This window comes from Winogradskyella epiphytica, assembly GCF_003217215.1.
In the GTDB taxonomy this organism is placed as follows: Bacteria; Bacteroidota; Bacteroidia; order Flavobacteriales; family Flavobacteriaceae; genus Winogradskyella; species Winogradskyella epiphytica.
On sequence record NZ_QJTD01000005.1, the window covers coordinates 76,439 to 94,640 of the forward strand.

Sequence of the window (18,202 nt, forward strand, 5' to 3'; positions counted from 1 at the left end):
GATGCCGTTTTTTTATCGATTCATTTTTTTTATATGCCTTCTGATTTTTTTTAATCAAGGCTATGCGCAATCCGTTTATTTAACAGTTCATGCTGAAAATGATACGAATACCAAAATAATCGACTCAATTGGATACCTGAAAAAGCATAAAAATTATAAAACCTTACAATCTGAAATTGATCGTTTAAAACAGAAACTTACCAAAACGGGATATATAGATACCTCTATTAATAAGGTAGCAAAACTAAACGACACCTTATTTAATACCTCATTTAGCCTAGGTCATCGCATCACAAGAATACGCATCTTTTATGATTCAACATTTAATGTTGACTTACTAAAATCTTTGCAGCATTCAAAGGACGAAAATTTCTTCGAGCTAAAAATGAAAAGCTTAGAAAATGATTTAAAATTTTTAAACACTAAGATTGCGGAGCTAGGTGATCCATTCTCAACTTTACAACTGGTCAATATTACTAAGGAGAATTCCGAATTACTATCTGCAAATTTAAAAGTAGTCACCAATCAAAAAAGACGAATAGACAAGATTATCATAAAGGGCTATGAGAACTTTCCAAAATCTTACGTCAAACATTTTCTAAAACTAAAAACAGGAAAATCCTTCAACCTTAACTCTATTAGGAAAAAAGTTGAATTATTAGATGAACTGCGATTTGCGAATAAGATAAAAGATCCGGAAGTGCTATTCACTCAAGACTCCACTACTCTATATTTATATATCGAAAAAGCAAGAACAAATAATTTTGATGGCTTCCTAGGTTTTGGAACCAACGAAAACACGAATAAAATTGAGTTTGATGGATACTTAGATTTAAGATTAACTAACAACCTTAATTTTGGCGAAACTTTAAACCTATTCTATAAATCTGATGAAATAGATCAACAAACTTTTAAAGTTGATACAGACTTACCCTATCTATTATCTTCACCTATTGAGCTTCAGGTAGGACTCAATATTTTTAGAAAAGACTCAACATTTTTAAACGCGAAGCAATATGCAAAAATTAATTACCTCCTAAATGCTCAACAAAAAATTGGCCTTGGTCTTAGTTCCACCAACTCAACTAATCTATTAGCCGATGACACTACTATTTTAAATGATTATAAATCGAATTACTACACCCTTCATTACAATTTTACACAAGCACAATTTTCAGACCCCTTATTCCCTATAAATTTCTGGGTCGACTTCTCTTCGGGTTTTGGTAAAAGAGCAGATGATATAGAAACTCAAAACCAAAGTGTTTTTACTTTAGACACCTATAAAATCTTCAATTTAAATCATAGAAACAGTTTTTATGCTCGTTTTAATGGAGCAACCTTAAAGTCAAATAATTACTTAGACAACGAGTTATTTAGGTTTGGAGGCATAAATTCAATACGTGGGTTTGAAGAAAACAGCTTAGTCGCCAACCTCTATGCCGTACTTAGCACCGAATATCGCTATCGTTTAAGTAATAACATTTATGTCCACTCGGTTATTGATGCTGCCTATTTTGAGAATCAAATTGCTGAGAACAAAGAAAAACTATTCGGATTTGGATTTGGCTTAGGCGTATTAACTAATGCCGGATTGTTTCGTCTCAACTATTCAAGTGGAAAAACTGAAAACCGTCAGTTTAAACTATCGGACTCTAAAGTTCATGTGAGCTTAACAGCTACTTTTTAAATAACTAAATATCAATATTTTAGTTTTTCTTATTTAATTTCAATTCCTCAAAATTTTAACACTCTAAGGCTGTTATTGACTTTAATTCAAAAAACTTACTTGAACAACACATAAAACTCTAACAATCAACAAGTAAAAAATAAAGCACCAATAAATTCTTCTAGCAACAGCCAATATTGAATCACTAATATTAACTCCATATATCAAATTCTCTTTTTTTTTAACAAAAATTATGTTTACTTTAACTTTTTATTATCATTTTTAACTATAATCAACAAATATTTAAAAACATGAAAACAAAGTTCAAAGGAATTTTAACACTTTTATTAGTGTTTCTCGTGCAACTCTCGTTTGCACAGGAGAAATCGGTATCAGGGGTTGTTTCGGATGAGTCTGGACTTCCTCTCCCTGGAGTGAATATTATTATAAAGGGAACAAATAAAGGTACCCAAACTAATTTCGACGGTGAATATACGCTCACAGCCAATGTCGGAAACGTTTTAGTTATAAGTTATATCGGTCTGAGAACTGAAGAAGTTAGAATTGGCAGTGCTAACACCTATAATATAACATTAACGGAAGACGCTTCTTCCTTAGATGAAGTCGTTGTGGTAGCATTTGGTACAACCAGTATGGAGGCTTTTACTGGTTCAGCAAGTGTTATTGGTGAAAAAGATCTTTCATTAAGAAGTGTAACATCTCCAGTTGCTGCTATTGAAGGTAAAGCAACAGGTGTACAGTTTACTTCGGCTTCCGGACAACCAGGTTCTTCACCAGGAATAGTAATTAGAGGTGTTGGTACTTTGAATGGGTCGGCTACGCCTTTATTTATTGTTGATGGAGTTCAGTACGAAGGTTCTTTAAACACGCTTAATCAAGATGATATTAAATCTTTTACAATTTTAAAGGATGCTGCTTCCACATCTCTATATGGATCTAGAGCAGCCAACGGTGTCGTTTTAATTACTACAAAAAGTGGTAATAAAGGTGGCATAAAAACAAATATTTCAGTTCAAACAGGTTTCGTTACCAAAGGTATTTCAGAGTACGAAGCTATTGGTCCACATAGATATTACGAAACTATGTGGGAAGCATTAAGAAATTCGAGTGCGGCTGGTGGAGATCCTGCTTTTGCTTCAGCAAACATTTACAATCAATTAGGATATAATCCTTTTAACGTTCCAAACGACCAGATTGTAGGTGTAGATGGTAGAATAAATCCTAATGCTGAAGTAATTTACAAATCTCTCGATTGGTATGATGCCATGGAAAGAACAGGTTTAAGAACTAACTACAGTGTGAATGTTGCAGGTGGCGGTGAGAAACATCAAGTATTCTTTTCAGCTTCTTATTTAGATGAAGAAGGTTACGTGGTAACTTCTGATTTCGATCGTTTAACAGCACGTTTAAACGCAGATTTTGATGCATCCGATTGGTTAACCCTTGGTGGTAGTGCTAATATTTCCTTATCTGAATCTAATGGTCCTGCGAGCGCAGGTACAAGTTCTATTGTAAACCCTTTTGGATTTGCTAAAGGTTTGGGGTCTATCTATCCAGTATATGTTAATGATTTAAATGGAAATTTAGTTCGTGATGTAGCTGGAAATCCAATTTTTGATGATGGTTCTGGTTATTCTGAATACAATATTGGCACAAGACCAACAAACCAAGGTCGCCATGCTTTACAAGAGTTGTTATTAAACGACGAGGTTAACAGAAACAATACTTATGGCCTAAGATTTTACGCAGATGCTGAAGTTTTTAAAGGTTTGAACTTTAGAGTTAATTACTCTCGCGACATTCAGGAAGGTTTAAACAAAAGCTACGAAAACCACATCATTGGTGATGGTGCTCCAGGTGGACGCTACGGTGAAGACAGGTACAGAAGACAAGTGGAAAACTTCAACCAAATATTAACGTATTCTACTAGTATCAACGACATTCATAATATAGATATCACAGCTGGACATGAAAGTTTTGATAGAACATACTCAAGTATTAGTGGTTCTGCCATTACACAAGTTGCAACAGGAATATATGAATTTGATAACTTCTCTCAACCAGTAAGAGTTGGTGGTTCTACTACGAATAAAACATTAGAAGGTTACTTCTTACGAGCGAATTATAACTTCGATAACAAATACTACATTAGTGCATCTGCAAGACGAGATGCGTCTTCAGTATTTGACAAAAAATCTAGATGGGGTAATTTTTATTCTATCGGTGGATCTTGGAGGGTTGATCAAGAAAACTTCATGGAGAATGTGTCATTTATTGATAAATTAAAACTAAGAGCTTCTTATGGTGAAGTTGGAAATGACAATTTAGGAGATTTCTTCTTATCTCAACCAAGGTACGGATTAACATCAAACGCAGGTAACCCAGCACTAGTATGGGAAAAAATTGGTAATGCCGATTTACAATGGGAGGCTGTTTCAAGCTGGGATGTTGCATTAGAATTCACAATGTTTAATAATTTCCTTGATGGCTCTATAGAATACTATAAGAAAAGTTCCTCAAAACTATTGTATAACTTACCGCTACCATTAAGTATTGGACTAGATGAATTCCCTACTAATATTGGTGGTTTATATAACGCAGGATGGGAAGTTGGTTTAACTGCTCACCTTGCTAACAAGCAAGATTTTAAATGGGATGTAACCTTACAAGGATCTTCCTTCAAAAACGAAATTACGGATCTTCCTTCACCATTTATTAATGGCTCTAAACGTTGGGAAGTGGGTCGTTCAAGATATGACTATTACATCTACCACACAGCTGGAGTTGACCCAGATAACGGTGATCAATTATTCTACATGTTCGAAATTGATGATAATGGTGATAGCGTTCCTGTATTAGATGCCAACGGAAATCAAGAAACTACTAATGATTATACTGAAACAGAAAGAGCTTATACTGGCGATAGTTCAATCCCTGATTTCTTAGGTTCTATATCCAACAGTATGAGTTATAAAGGATTCTCTTTAGACTTCCTAATTACTTATGGTATAGGTGGCAAAATATTAGATGGAGGTTACTCAAGCATGATGCACAGTGGTTCATTTGGACGCTCTTCTCACCCAGATATTTTAAATGCATGGAGAGAGCCAGGTGATATTACAGATGTACCAAGATTAGAAACTGGAAGCACAGGTCTTGTTGTAGGTTCTTCTACACGATTCTTGACGGATGCTTCTTTCTGGTCTTTAAAAAATGTGAACTTAGGATATACATTTGACAAGCAACTAACAGACGCTCTTAATATAGATAACTTAAGACTCTATGTTTCTGGAGAGAATTTATATATTAAGAGTAAGAGAAAAGGTTTAGATCCACAATATAGCTTATCGGGTACACCTTCAGGAATTGATTATAACCCTGCAAGAATATTCTCTTTAGGCTTAAATGTTTCGTTTTAATTAAAATAACTTCATAAAATACAACAATCATGTTAAGAAGAATAAAAATAACACTGTTAGCAGGTATAGCGCTCACTACCCTGTCCTGCTCAGAAGATTTCATGGAAACCAGACCAACAGATGCAATTGCTGCTGGTGATGCTTTAGCCACAGCAGAAAACATGGCACTAATCCTTAATGGCTTACACAGACTACAGTACGCACAACCACAAACATTAATCCCTGGTGGTGATAGCTATAGATCTGGTAATCATTATTGGGTTCCACTAGGAGATAACACCACTGGAGATGTAATTCACACAGCCAGTGCCAATAACCTAGGGTGGCAAACTGAATTAAAATGGACATCTCACACGGTACCTACTTCAACAACTAACGAACAATTATGGTACCAACGCTATCACTTGATTGCTAGTGTTAATGCTATAATTAAAAAGGCAACAGATGGCAGCATTCCTTTAGATGCGCAATTGAGAAATATCATAGGTCAAGCTTATACATATAGAGCATTTGCATACCATGATTTGGTAACTCATTATGCGAAAGGCTACTTAATAGGCAACCCTTCTACAGATCCTGGTGTACCATTGCTATTTTCTTCGGAAGCACCTTTTACAAGTGCACCAAGATCAACTGTACAAGAAATCTATGATCAATGTATGGAAGATATCAATTCAGCTATTAGTTACTTCGATGGAGCTGCCCCACGACCAACAGGAAGTGCAGATGCAAAGTCTCAATTAAACATTGACGTTGCCCAAGGAATTAAAGCACGTATAGCTTTGGCTAAGGGAGATTGGGCCGCAGCAGCTACAGCAGCCGCAGCAGCTCGTCAAAATTACCCATTGATGGGCGAAAGTGAGTATAAGTCAGGTTTTAATACTACACTCTTATCAGAAGTTATTTGGGGAAGTAATGTTATTCCTACTGAAACAACTTATTTCCGATCACATTTTTACTTGCTAAGTAATACGTTTGGAGGAAGTCAAAACAGGAATAACCCCAAAATTATGGACAAGAGGTTATACAATCAAATTCCAGTAACAGATTATAGAAGAGACTTATTCTTAGCTGATGCACCTAACACCAATTCATCTGCTTCAAACGGTCAAGGAGGTTTTGGAAATGATCCAAATTATACAGATGAAGCAGCATTTAACGCAAGAAGAAATGAAATAAGAGAACAGTACGGATTAGCTTCTAACCAAAATTTACATCCTTATATGCATGTCAAGTTTTTAAGTAGCAACCCTGGAACTACAGATCCAGACGACATCATCTTAATGCGTAGCTCTGAGATGTACTTAATAGAAGCAGAAGCAAAAACTATGTTAAATGATATCACTGGCGCACAAGCCGCTTTAACTCCATTAGCAGAAGCTAGAGACTCTGCTTACGATGTTACAGCTTTTAATACTCAAGCGAGTATGCTAGACCATATTAAATTTCAAAGACGTTTAGAGCTTTGGGGGGAAGGATTCGGATATACAGACCATATACGTTGGGATGAAGGTATTGATCATGGAGCTGACGGTGGCTCAGGAGCTGCTTCCATATTATACCAAAACGGTTACGTACAACCAAAACCATCTGTAAATAGCGATTGGATTTTCAAAATCCCACAAAAAGAAATTGACGCTAACCCGAATTTAAGTTCGTCAGATCAAAATTAATTTTTTAAAAGCATTCTTAAACACAAATCCCTAACGATGACTATCGTTGGGGATTTTTTATATCAGTTATTTTAAAAAACAAAGTTTAAATGATTTGTATACCTACAAATTAAATCTGATTCTATACCTTTACAGACAAACTAAGAGAAGAATTTTACACAATATATTTAACCTCATTTATAAGTTGTGTAGTAATTTAAAAATTTCAACTACAAATGGAAAAAGAGACAACAATTTTTGGAATAAGAGCTATTATCGAAGCTATTAAATCAGGTGAAACTATCGATAAGGTTTTTATGCAGAAAAGCTTGAAAGGTGAACTCTTTCAAGAACTAGAATCTCTTATTCATACTGAAGGTATAAATTCGTCATATGTTCCTGTTGAAAAACTGAATCGACTAACTAGAGGTAATCATCAAGGTGCTGTCGCACAAATCTCTCCAATTGCCTTTCACGATATTGATGAGTTAGTCATGAGTATTATTGAATCAGGTAAGACTCCTTTGTTTCTTTTATTAGATCAATTAAGCGATGTTAGAAACTTTGGGGCAATTGTTAGAACAGCAGAATGTACAGGTGTGAATGGTATTATCATTCAGAAAAAAGGCGGTGCTCCGATTAATGGAGACACTATAAAAACAAGTGCGGGCGCTATTTTCAAAATGCCGATTTGCAAAGTAGACCATATTAAAGATGCTGTTTTTCACATGCAGTCATCCGGTATAAGAGTCATTGCGGCTACAGAAAAAGCAGAGAATTATTTATACGACGTGTCTTTTAAAGAACCTTGCGCGATTATTATGGGATCTGAAGGAAGAGGAATCAACCCTTCAGTATTAAAAGTTGTTGATGATCAAGCAAAGCTCCCTATTCTTGGTGAAATTGAATCTTTAAATGTTTCTGTCGCTTGTGGCGCATTCTTATATGAAGCTGTAAGACAAAGACAATAACACTCCTTCAATCATACTTATTTCCTGCTACTCATTGGGTTATTAAACTACAATGAGTCCTACTCACCCACCCTATGTTTACCTTCAAACAGTAGGTTATTACTCTAGCAAAGTAACAGAAATGCTATATCGCAGAATGATTTCTATCTGATAAAATTGAATTCCTGCACATTCTAAATTCTAATCCTTTCTAGACTTAAACTTCGCTCTTATTAGATTCCGAAATTGTAAAATTTACACACGTCCTTAGATTTAACAGGTTCAATATCATATCTCAATCCCTATTGATATAATTATGGCTACTTCATCTTCGTCATCATCTGTTAATTTAGCTTATAAAAACAGGATACGCTTTTCTTAGTTTAATAGCTACAAACTGATATTTTCATATTTTTTAATCATTTCTAACACATTTATTTCAGCTTTTTGCATTTTATCTTTGTCGTTTAACAATTTTTTAAGACTTTAGTAGCATAATCATAAAACCAAATACATGAAAACAAAGCGTAAAGGCATTCTAACGTTTTTACTAGCGTTAGTTGTGCAACTCTCATTCGCACAAGAGAAAACAATTACAGGAACTGTCCAAGATCAATCCGGTCTTCCACTTCCAGGCGTGACAGTATTAGTAAAGGGAACTACAAATGGAACGCAAACCGATTTTGATGGAATTTTTAGCCTCAATGTTAATGTAGGCGAGACCATCTCTTTCAGTTATATCGGTTTTAAAACACAAGAAGTGATTGTTGGTAACGCCGACACAATCAACATTCAATTAGTAGAAGATGCATCTGCCCTAGATGAAGTAGTGGTGACAGCCCTTGGTATAAAAAGGGAAAAGAAAAGTTTAGGTTACGCTACCCAAGAAGTTAAAGGAGACGCTGTATCTAATGTTAAAAGTTCAAATTTTGTAAATTCATTATCAGGTAAGGTCGCTGGTTTAGATATTAAAACATCTGGTACTTTAGGCGGCTCTACCAACGTAGTCATTAGAGGTAACAACTCTATTGCAGGTAACAACCAAGCCTTGTTCGTGATCGATGGTGTACCTGTTGACAATAGCAATTCTAATTCAGCAGATCAAAAATCCGGTAGAGGTGGTTATGATTATGGAAATGCTGCTTCAGATATCAACCCGGATGACATAGCTTCTATAAACGTATTAAAAGGTGCAGCTGCTACAGCACTTTATGGTTCACGTGCTTCTAATGGTGTCGTAATGATTACCACAAAAAAGGGTACAGCTAGAAAAGGTCTTGGTATCACTGTAAGCTCTAGTGTAACTCTAGGGACTGCAGACTCATCAACATTACCTGTTTATCAGAAAAAGTATGGTGCAGGATATGGTCCTTATTACGGCCCTAACGAAGATTCGTACTTTAACGAAGCAGACATCAACGGAGACGGCATTCCAGATTTAACTACACCGTTTACAGAAGACGCATCTTATGGTGCAGCCTTTGATCCAAACTTAATGGTCTATCAATGGACATCGATTTATCCTCAGTTAGACACCTATCAAGAAGCAACTCCTTGGATAGCTGGTAAAAATGACCCGAATACAATCTACAAAGCATCGACTACAACAGTAAATTCTGTATCATTAGACGGTGGAACCGATGAAAGTACTTTTAGGTTAGGTTTTACTAACTTATTACAAGAAGGTAATTTACCTAATAGTGAGATCAAAAGAAACACAGTTAACTTTTCTGGATCTCATGATTTAAGTGATAAGGTTACCGTGTCAACGACATTCAACTTCATTAAAACTGATGGTAAAGGACGTTATGGAACTGGTTATAGTTCAGGAAACGTTATGCAACAGTTTAGACAATGGTTTCAAACAAATGTGGATTTCCAAGAACAAAAAGAAGCCTATTTTGCTACAGGTGAAAACATTACATGGAATCCAAATGGACCAGACAACTTAAGTCCTATCTACTCAGACAACCCATATTGGACATTTTATGAAAATTACGAGACTGATACTCGTTCTAGATACTTTGGTAACTTCGCTCTAGACTATGAAATTACAGATTGGTTAAATGTGATGGGAAGATTTTCTTTTGACAGCTACAGTGAGTTACAAGAGGAAAGAGTAAACGTTGGTAGTGCTGATGTATCAGCCTATTCAAGATTCAATAATAATGTTGGAGAATACAATTATGATTTAATGTTTAATTTCAATAAAGATTTATCTGACAAGTTAAACTTAGAGGGTAATATTGGTTTTAACATTAGACAAAACAAGTACAACAGCATTTATGCTAGAACTAATGGTGGATTAAACTTAGCAGGTCTTTACGCCTTATCTAATAGTGTAAGCCCAATAAACGCTCCAACAGAATACGACGCAACTACTATGGTTGATGGTCAATACATAAGAGCAAGCTTAGGTTATGACAATTTTGCCTACTTAGAGGGTTCTTATAGAACTGACCGTTCTTCGACCCTTCCAAAAGACAATAATAGATATGGTTATTTCTCTGTATCTGGAAGTTTATTATTCTCTCAATTCATAGAAGCAAACTGGTTATCATTTGGTAAATTAAGAGCTAATTATGCTGAAGTTGGTAATGACACTAATCCATATAGAGTTTTCAAGACATTTGGTATTGGAACACCATATAATGGCACTGGAGTTGCTACAAACCCTAACGCTTTAGCTAATGCAGAATTACTACCAGAAAGACAGGAAAGTTTTGAAATAGGTTTAGAGATGCAATTTGCAGATAGACGTGTAGGTTTTGATGTGTCTTATTATAACACTCAAAACATTAACCAAATTACAAGTATTCCATTATCTAATTCAACAGGTTATACATCTGCACTTTATAACGCAGGAACAATCGAAAATAAGGGTGTGGAAGTACAATTAAACCTAACTCCAATTAAAACCGATGATTTTCAATGGGATATCACTACAAACTGGTCTAAAAACGAAAGTTTAGTTGTTGAATTATTAAATGGTATCGACAACTTACAATTAGCATCTTTACAAGGAGGAATTTCTATCAATGCAACACCTGGTCAGCCATATGGAACTATTAGAGGTACTGATTTCGTTTATACAAACGGACAAAGAACTATTAATTCTAGCGGTTATTACGAAAGAACTGGTACCAACAATAATGTTATTGGTGATATTAACCCTGATTGGAAAGGTGGTGTATACAACAACTTTAAATATAAAAACTTTAACTTTGGATTCTTAATTGACATTCAAAAAGGTGGTGATGTATTCTCTTTAGATACATGGTACGGTTATGCAACAGGTCTATATGACTTCACTGCAGGATCTAATGACTTAGGTAACCCAGTAAGAAACCCTGTTGTAGGTACTCCTGGCAACTATGCAGCAAACAGTGGTGGTGTTATTTTAGATGGTGTTCAAGCGGATGGAACTCCTAACAACGTTAGAGCTAGCGCAACCACTTACGCTAACCCATGGGGATATGTAAGAACTCCTAATGCAGCTCACGTTTATGATGCAGGTTATGTAAAATTACGTGAAGCTAGTTTAACGTATAACTTTGATTCTAAAATTTTAGATAAAATTCCATTTACAGGAGCTTCAATCTCATTAATTGGAAGAAACTTATGGATTATTGACAAGAGCACTCCATACGCTGATCCTGAAGCAGGTTTAAGTTCTGGTAATGTTCAAGGATATCAATCAGGTTCATACCCTTCAATAAGAGAAATAGGAGCAAGTATTAAACTACAGTTTTAAAAAAAAAATAATTATGAAAAAAATAATATTAACCGTTTTTACTCTCGTAGCCTTAGTGTCCTGTCAGTCTGACCAGGCCTACGAAGATTTAAATAAGGATCCAAAAAATCCAACTGAAGTACAAGCTGAATTTTTATTCAATTCAGCCACGAAGAGTTTGTTCGATCAAATGACTAGCACGAATGTAAACAATAACGTTTTTAGAATGTTAGGGCAACACTGGACAGAAACAACTTATACCGATGAGGCAAATTTCGACTTAAATGGTAGAAATATTACTCAAAACCATTGGTCAGAGTTATATAGAGACGTTCTTTTAGACCTAAAAACAGCACGAGAAAACACGAACTCCGATGTTGAGTTAACTCAAGCTGAAAAGGACTCTAGAAATGCTCAAATTGAAGTTCTTATGGTATACACTTGGTCTCATTTAGTTGAAACTTTTGGAGATATTCCATATACTCAAGCATTAAACCCTACAGAATATGTTTTACCTGAGTATGATGATGCAGCGACAATCTATACAGATTTATTATCACGTTTAACTACAGCCATCCCTGATCTTAATGGTTCAGGGTTTGGTTCCGCAGATCCGATATATGGAGGTGAGTCAGATAATTGGAAAAAGTTTGCGAACTCGCTACTCTTAAGAATGGGAATTAGAATTGCTGACGCTCCTGGATTATCATCAGAAGCTCAAGCAGCTGTAACAACTGCTGTTAATGGTGGGGTGTTCACATCAAATGCAGATAACGCATCTTTAATGTATTCTAGCACTACTCCAAATACAAATCCAGTTTGGGTTGATTTAGTGCAATCTGGTCGTTCTGATTTTATTGCTGCTAATACTTTAGTGGACATAATGAATGATTTAGATGATCCAAGAAGACCTTACTACTTTGATCAAAATCTTGGTAGTGGTGTTTATGTTGGAGGACCTTATGGAGACAATAATAGTTTCAGTAGTTACACTCACGTAGGTGAAAGAATGTTAGACCCAACTAATCCTGCATCTTTAATAGATTTTTCTGAGGTATCATTTTATTTAGCTGACGCGGCTGAGCGTTCTTTATCTGGAACACCAGCAATGGCTGAAGGTTTTTATAATGACGCCATTACAGCTTCCTTTAATGATTGGGGAGTCCCTGATGTTGCAAGTTACTTAGCACAATCTGATGTAAATTACGCAACTGCCCCAGGTACTTGGAAGGAGAAAATTGGAAAACAATTTTGGTTAGCTATGTATAACAGAGGTTACGAAGCTTGGACTGCATGGAGAACTTATGATGTACCAACGCTTAACTTACCTGCAGGATCTGGACTTCCAGTTCCTACAAGATATACATACCCTGTAAATGAGCAAAACCTTAATGAGGCTAATTGGTCAGCAGCATCAGCAGCAATTGGTGGTGACGAGCAAACGACTAAATTATTCTGGGATGTTAACTAAATAAACCATAGTTAGTTCTATTAAAAACCTCTTAAGCTTAAGAACTTAAGAGGTTTTTTTTATAGACTTTATGTTCTTTTTATAACTAGCCTTTATTTGATAAAAGTTTATAATATACTATTAAGTATAACAACGAATGTTGTTTAACTCACTATATTAGGATTTATAGGCCTCAACTCAAAATATAATCATAACCTACTTTATTATTATTAATTATTCTTCAGACTTTTTATAAATATAATTAATGTTAGTAGCTGAATTCCTAAACGTATCCGTTTCTGTAAGACTATCTCTTTCTACTTCAGTTTCAATTTGAACTTCAGGCTCTGGTTCAAATTCAATAAAATTTCCATTTTCGTCAAAATGACGCATAAACTCATCTTCTTCTTCATTATACTCTGGCTCTTCCCATTTATAACGTTCAGGCTTCATGACTTGTTTTCTAAATATCAAAGCAAAAATTAAACCTGTGATCATTCCGCTTAAATGTCCTTGCCATGACATTCCTGTCTTGATTGGAAACACATACCAAATCATACTTCCATAAAGAAAAATGACTAATAAAGACAAAGCGATTAGCCTATAATGTTTTGCAAAAATCCCTTTGAAGAACATAAAACTCACTAAAACATAAACTAGACCACTCGCACCAATATGATTCCCTGTGTTCGCAATAAGCCAAGTTAAAAAGCCTGATAGTAGAATACCAAAACCTAAGACTTTCCATGCAATCTTATTATAAAAGTAAAATAAGGCTAAGCACAGTACGAATAAGGGTATAGAATTATTATAAATATGATTAATATCGCCATGAAGAAAAGGACTGGTTACAATTCCAATTAATCCCTCAATTTTTTGTGGCCGAATTCCATAGGCTTTAATTCCACTATCTATCCTGACTTGATACCAAAACACCAACCAAATGGAGAATAGAATCAGTAATGGGTAGACAATAATGCTATTAGAATATTTAAATTGTTGTGAATTGGACATACTCAAATTTACAGAAACCATTTCAAAAGTGAATCCAAATTAGGATTGTCTGTAATAATGGCAGTATAGGAATTTTGAACGCCCTTATTTTAAGATGAAATTCACTAATAAATGAATTCATCACAAAAGCATTTTGTAATTTTGAAACATGAATATTCCATTAGCCGAACGATTACGTCCTAAAACCTTAAATGATTACCTGAGTCAGCAACACTTAGTAGGTAAAGAGGGCATGTTGTATCAACAAATGAAAAGTGGTGTGATTCCTTCTCTTATACTATGGGGACCTCCAGGAATTGGTAAAACAACTTTGGCCAATATTATTGCCAACGAATCTGAGCGCCCATTCTTTAAACTCAGCGCTATTAATTCTGGGGTTAAAGATATTAGAGAAATTATAGATAAAGCGAAGAAAAGTGGTGGGTTATTTACAGCTAAGAATCCTATTTTATTTATTGATGAGATTCATCGTTTTAGTAAATCTCAACAAGATTCTCTTTTGGAAGCCGTGGAAAAAGGTTGGGTAACTTTAATTGGAGCAACAACCGAAAACCCTAGTTTTGAAGTAATTTCTGCACTTCTGTCTCGTTGCCAAGTTTACACTTTGAATGCTTTTAGCAAATCGGATTTAGAAGCACTTTTACAACGTGCTTTGACGGAAGACCCTATTCTTTCGAAATTAAATATTGAATTAAAAGAAACAGAAGCTCTTCTCAGATTATCTGGAGGTGATGCTCGTAAACTCCTTAATATTTTTGAATTGTTAGTCGCTTCATTTGACGGAGATAACATTGTTATCACTAACGATTTAGTGATGAAGCAAGTTCAAAATAAAGCCGCTAGATACGATAAGACTGGCGAACAGCATTATGATATTATTTCAGCGTTTATAAAATCTATTAGAGGTAGCGATCCCAATGCTGCTGTGTATTATTTAGCACGAATGATAGAAGGTGGTGAAGATGTGAAATTTATTGCAAGACGACTTTTAATTTTAGCTAGTGAAGATATTGGCAATGCCAACCCAACTGCTTTAGTTATTGCTACTAACACCTTTAAAGCTGTTTCTATTATTGGCCACCCAGAATCTCGAATTATCTTAAGTCAATGCACGACATACCTAGCAACATCTCCAAAGAGTAATGCGGCCTACGAAGCTATTAATAAGGCACAACAATTGGTGAAAGAAACCGGAGATTTATCTGTTCCTCTCGCTATAAGAAATGCCCCGACTAAACTGATGCAAGAATTAGGTTATGGTGAATCTTATAAATATGCACACCACTACCCCAATAATTTTGCTGCACAGGAATTTCTCCCAGAGGAAATTGCTAATACAAAATTATATGAGCCCGGAAACAACGCTAGAGAGCAAGCACAGCGCAATTATTTAAAAGCACTGTGGAAAGATAAATATGGTTATTAAATCGATTTAGTTCTGGCTTTTAAACTTTCCTGCTCAACTTTTAAAACTTAATAGTTAAAACTTTTTCCGAAGTTGAACTACCATCATTTTCAGAGTATATCCATTGATTCCCTTTCTTAAAAACAATGGCATTTTTGTCTTTCACAATAAAAGTATCAGGTGCTGACGTTTTAAGCAAAATCATAATCACCTTAGGTTCTGAATCTACAATCTGAAAACCATTAGTAATAGCTTGCGCATAATAGAGATCTTGATCTTTATCTAAAATTATATCTGTTTGACTTGATTCTGTAGGCGTTTCAAAAACTACTGTTTCTTCCTTTACCTTATCCTCTTTTACAGGCTCTTCCTTTTCTGCTGGCACATAGTTATAATTTAAATCCTCTAAAGATTTAAAAGCATCTCTTAACGCTTCATGATAGGCTTTCCCATAATCCTTTATTCGTGATTCTCCAATTTTAGAAGTCAGCACTACAGCACCATAACAATCTTTGAGAGTAATTTCAAGTTTCGTTTTAAACATACCACCTTTGACTTTATTAACATCTGAAGTTAAAGCTAAGCAACGATCCTTCTTCAAGTCTTCAGGCATTTCATCAGCAAAATAGGCTTGGAAATTAGCTTTATTAAATAAAAATTTGGTCAATGAACTTAATTGGTACTGATCTTCACCATTCGTAAAATTAAAAGATTCCGGTACGATAACATACTTGTAATTATTTATACTTTTTTGAGCAATTGCGCTTAAACTTACGGATAGGATGACTATTGTAAATATGATTTTCTTAGACATATATTTTAAAACTTATAAATGATTTATTAATGCTTTTAAGTGTGTAATTCGGTTGTAATTACTCGAGGTAAATTCATTCTTGTAATCGAAGTGAATCGCATGCATTCCAATTTGGGCCGCTCCCTCCACATCTGCTTCTATATTATCACCAATCATCACACTTTCTTGTGGTTGTGCCTTAGCCTTATGTAAAGCAAAATTAAAAATTTTCGGATTTGGTTTTTTAACGCCAACCATTTCAGAATTAGTCACTGTTGTGAAATAGTGTTTAATATTCGATGTTATCAGTTTTTTCTCTTGGGCTTCTTCAAATCCATTAGTGATAATATGTAACAGGTATTTTTCCTTGAGATAATCTAATATTTCAAATGTATGCTCAAACAAATGATTAAAGGTGGTTAAATTTTCTATATAAGCCTCAGATAAATGATGTATCATATCATCTTCCACCTTAACTCCTATCCCATCAAAAGCTTCTTTTAAACGTCCATAACGCAATGCCGATTTAGTTACTTTCTCTTCTCTATAAAGTTTCCAATATTTAAAGTTAATCGGTTCATAAACAGGAATAAAGTCATCTATATTCACTTCAATTTGATTGTCTTTAAAAATCTTTTCGAAAGTCAATTCTGAATTTTTATCAAAGTCCCATAGTGTATGATCTAAATCGAAAAAAACATGTTTTATTTGACGGTTCATTTTGTAGATTCTAATATTAAATTAAATAGTGACCTGAAGCCTTTCCATCGGTATGAATCACTAAATGTATAGTTATGAAATATGGGAATAAAGGTACCATTAACGGCTTTAACTTCATCTATCAATTTTTGCAAATGTTCAGTTTTATCTAACTGTGAGTTGTATTTTAATAGGGCAAAGTCTAAACATTGATACGGATTAATCTTTAACGGTGTTTGCACTTCAAAATCCAAATCGTAAAATTGAAAAGGTGTACAGGTACCAGCTCTAAACCCCAAAGTATCAATATAACCCATTGAAAAATCTTCATCTATTTCTAATTCCACAAAATTTCGATAGGATTGCGGTAAGTTTAATTTTGAAAAGGAATTTCGGACAGCCTTCAAATTGCTATGCGTTAAGGATTCCATTTTTAATTTTTCTTTTTTCAAGACAGAAATATCCTCCATTGAAAAATAAGACGCTTTCAAACCAACCTTACAATAATCCGCAACCGATTTAATCAGAGATACAAATTCCTTTTTATTAATATTTATGTTCTTATCGTAGGTAGAGTAATCCCCTACCAGAAACAAAACCATGAATTTGAAGTCATATTTCTTTTGTTTTCTAATTATCCACCTAAACGTATCATAAGGGTCTCGTTTAAAACCCATCAATACTAAGTATCTAAAATACAGTTGTTTTAACTTTAAGCGTCTTAAGTCGTTCAATGTCCCTCCAATTGTACGTAATAAGCCTTTATATTTAAAGTAATAGGCCATCGGCACATCAATCACAGGAAGCACTTTGTATTTACGATCTACAAATTCATAATTTGGAAAACGATTTTGCAATACGGCTTTAAGCTTATACGCCCAAATATCAACAACAGGTTGATTTAGAAATTTATGTTCATAAGCCAAGCTTTCTGCTGCTGAGAATCGACCATAGGCATCGTTTACATGAGGCAAATATTCTTCATATCTACTTAGCAAATAAAAAGAAGCTGCAAATATATCGAAAGGTAAATCACTGCGGTCGTTCGTAGAAAAGAACCCCTTAGTATGATCCCATTGTTGCACATTAACTTCAATATCAGAGAGGCCAGTTTCAAAAAGCAAATCATGGCTTCTTACAAACAACTCACTACTTAAAGGAGACTTGGCATAAGACATTTTCAGGCTTTCATGGGCGATAAAATCTTCAACCTTAGAGGTAAATCTAACTTCGATACCCAAAATACGTTTGCAAATATGCTTAAAGGTATAGGTAACTCGAGGTGTGATTTTATGTGTGTAAACTAATAGCATAGGATATTGAAAATTCCAAAGGTTAAAAATAACAAATTCCAACTCCAAATACCGTAAATCGAGTAGTTCTTCTAGAACTTAAAA

General features: G+C 34.7%; 11 protein-coding genes. 7 read left to right on the plus strand and 4 right to left on the minus strand.

The features are described 5' to 3' along the window. Nucleotide 1: 1 nt before the first annotated feature. The 6 genes from DFQ11_RS11340 to DFQ11_RS11365 all read left to right on the plus strand — a co-directional run bounded on the left by DFQ11_RS11340 (nucleotide 2) and on the right by DFQ11_RS11365 (nucleotide 12,915). Complete coding sequence (locus DFQ11_RS11340) at nucleotides 2-1,690, plus strand: POTRA domain-containing protein (RefSeq protein ID WP_229791289.1); 1,689 nt, start codon at nucleotides 2-4, stop codon at nucleotides 1,688-1,690. Nucleotides 1,691-1,980: 290 nt separating this feature from the next. Next, on the plus strand, nucleotides 1,981-5,109 hold the full coding sequence (locus tag DFQ11_RS11345; protein ID WP_110476000.1) for a SusC/RagA family TonB-linked outer membrane protein: 3,129 nt from the start codon (nucleotides 1,981-1,983) through the stop codon (nucleotides 5,107-5,109). A gap of 29 nt (nucleotides 5,110-5,138) precedes the next feature. Then, nucleotides 5,139-6,782, plus strand: a complete 1,644-nt coding sequence (locus DFQ11_RS11350) for a RagB/SusD family nutrient uptake outer membrane protein (RefSeq protein ID WP_110476001.1) — start codon at nucleotides 5,139-5,141, stop codon at nucleotides 6,780-6,782. A gap of 215 nt (nucleotides 6,783-6,997) precedes the next feature. After that, on the plus strand, nucleotides 6,998-7,732 hold the full coding sequence (gene rlmB, locus DFQ11_RS11355) for a 23S rRNA (guanosine(2251)-2'-O)-methyltransferase RlmB (RefSeq protein ID WP_110476002.1): 735 nt from the start codon (nucleotides 6,998-7,000) through the stop codon (nucleotides 7,730-7,732). 493 nt (nucleotides 7,733-8,225) lie between these two features. Further along, the gene (locus DFQ11_RS11360; protein WP_110476003.1) at nucleotides 8,226-11,465 is read left to right on the plus strand and encodes a SusC/RagA family TonB-linked outer membrane protein; all 3,240 of its coding nucleotides are present in this window, start codon (nucleotides 8,226-8,228) and stop codon (nucleotides 11,463-11,465) included. A gap of 13 nt (nucleotides 11,466-11,478) precedes the next feature. Further along, nucleotides 11,479-12,915 carry a SusD/RagB family nutrient-binding outer membrane lipoprotein gene (locus tag DFQ11_RS11365; RefSeq protein ID WP_110476004.1) on the plus strand — a complete coding sequence of 479 codons (1,437 nt, stop codon included), beginning with the start codon at nucleotides 11,479-11,481 and terminating at the stop codon, nucleotides 12,913-12,915. Between the two features lie 213 nt (nucleotides 12,916-13,128). Here DFQ11_RS11365 and DFQ11_RS11370 read toward each other — a convergent pair whose 3' ends face one another. Further along, nucleotides 13,129-13,908 carry a rhomboid family intramembrane serine protease gene (locus DFQ11_RS11370; protein WP_110476005.1) on the minus strand — a complete coding sequence of 260 codons (780 nt, stop codon included), beginning with the start codon at nucleotides 13,906-13,908 and terminating at the stop codon, nucleotides 13,129-13,131. Nucleotides 13,909-14,056: 148 nt separating this feature from the next. Here DFQ11_RS11370 and DFQ11_RS11375 point away from each other — a divergent pair, with 148 nt between their 5' ends. Continuing rightward, complete coding sequence (locus tag DFQ11_RS11375) at nucleotides 14,057-15,334, plus strand: replication-associated recombination protein A (protein ID WP_110476006.1); 1,278 nt, start codon at nucleotides 14,057-14,059, stop codon at nucleotides 15,332-15,334. 40 nt (nucleotides 15,335-15,374) lie between these two features. Here the strand turns inward: DFQ11_RS11375 and DFQ11_RS11380 are convergent, their stop codons facing one another. From DFQ11_RS11380 to DFQ11_RS11390, 3 genes are read right to left on the minus strand one after another with little or no spacing between them, the layout of a single operon-like run. Next, nucleotides 15,375-16,127: a hypothetical protein gene (locus DFQ11_RS11380; protein ID WP_110476007.1), complete on the minus strand. Its 753-nt coding sequence runs from the start codon at nucleotides 16,125-16,127 to the stop codon at nucleotides 15,375-15,377. A 12-nt stretch (nucleotides 16,128-16,139) separates the two neighbouring features. Beyond that, a complete protein-coding gene (locus tag DFQ11_RS11385; protein WP_110476008.1) occupies nucleotides 16,140-16,826 on the minus strand; it encodes a YjjG family noncanonical pyrimidine nucleotidase in 687 nt (228 codons plus the stop codon). Then, on the minus strand, nucleotides 16,823-18,118 hold the full coding sequence (locus tag DFQ11_RS11390; protein ID WP_110476072.1) for a polysaccharide deacetylase family protein: 1,296 nt from the start codon (nucleotides 18,116-18,118) through the stop codon (nucleotides 16,823-16,825). Before DFQ11_RS11390 ends, DFQ11_RS11385 begins: the two co-directional genes overlap by 4 nt. Nucleotides 18,119-18,202: the final 84 nt, after the last annotated feature.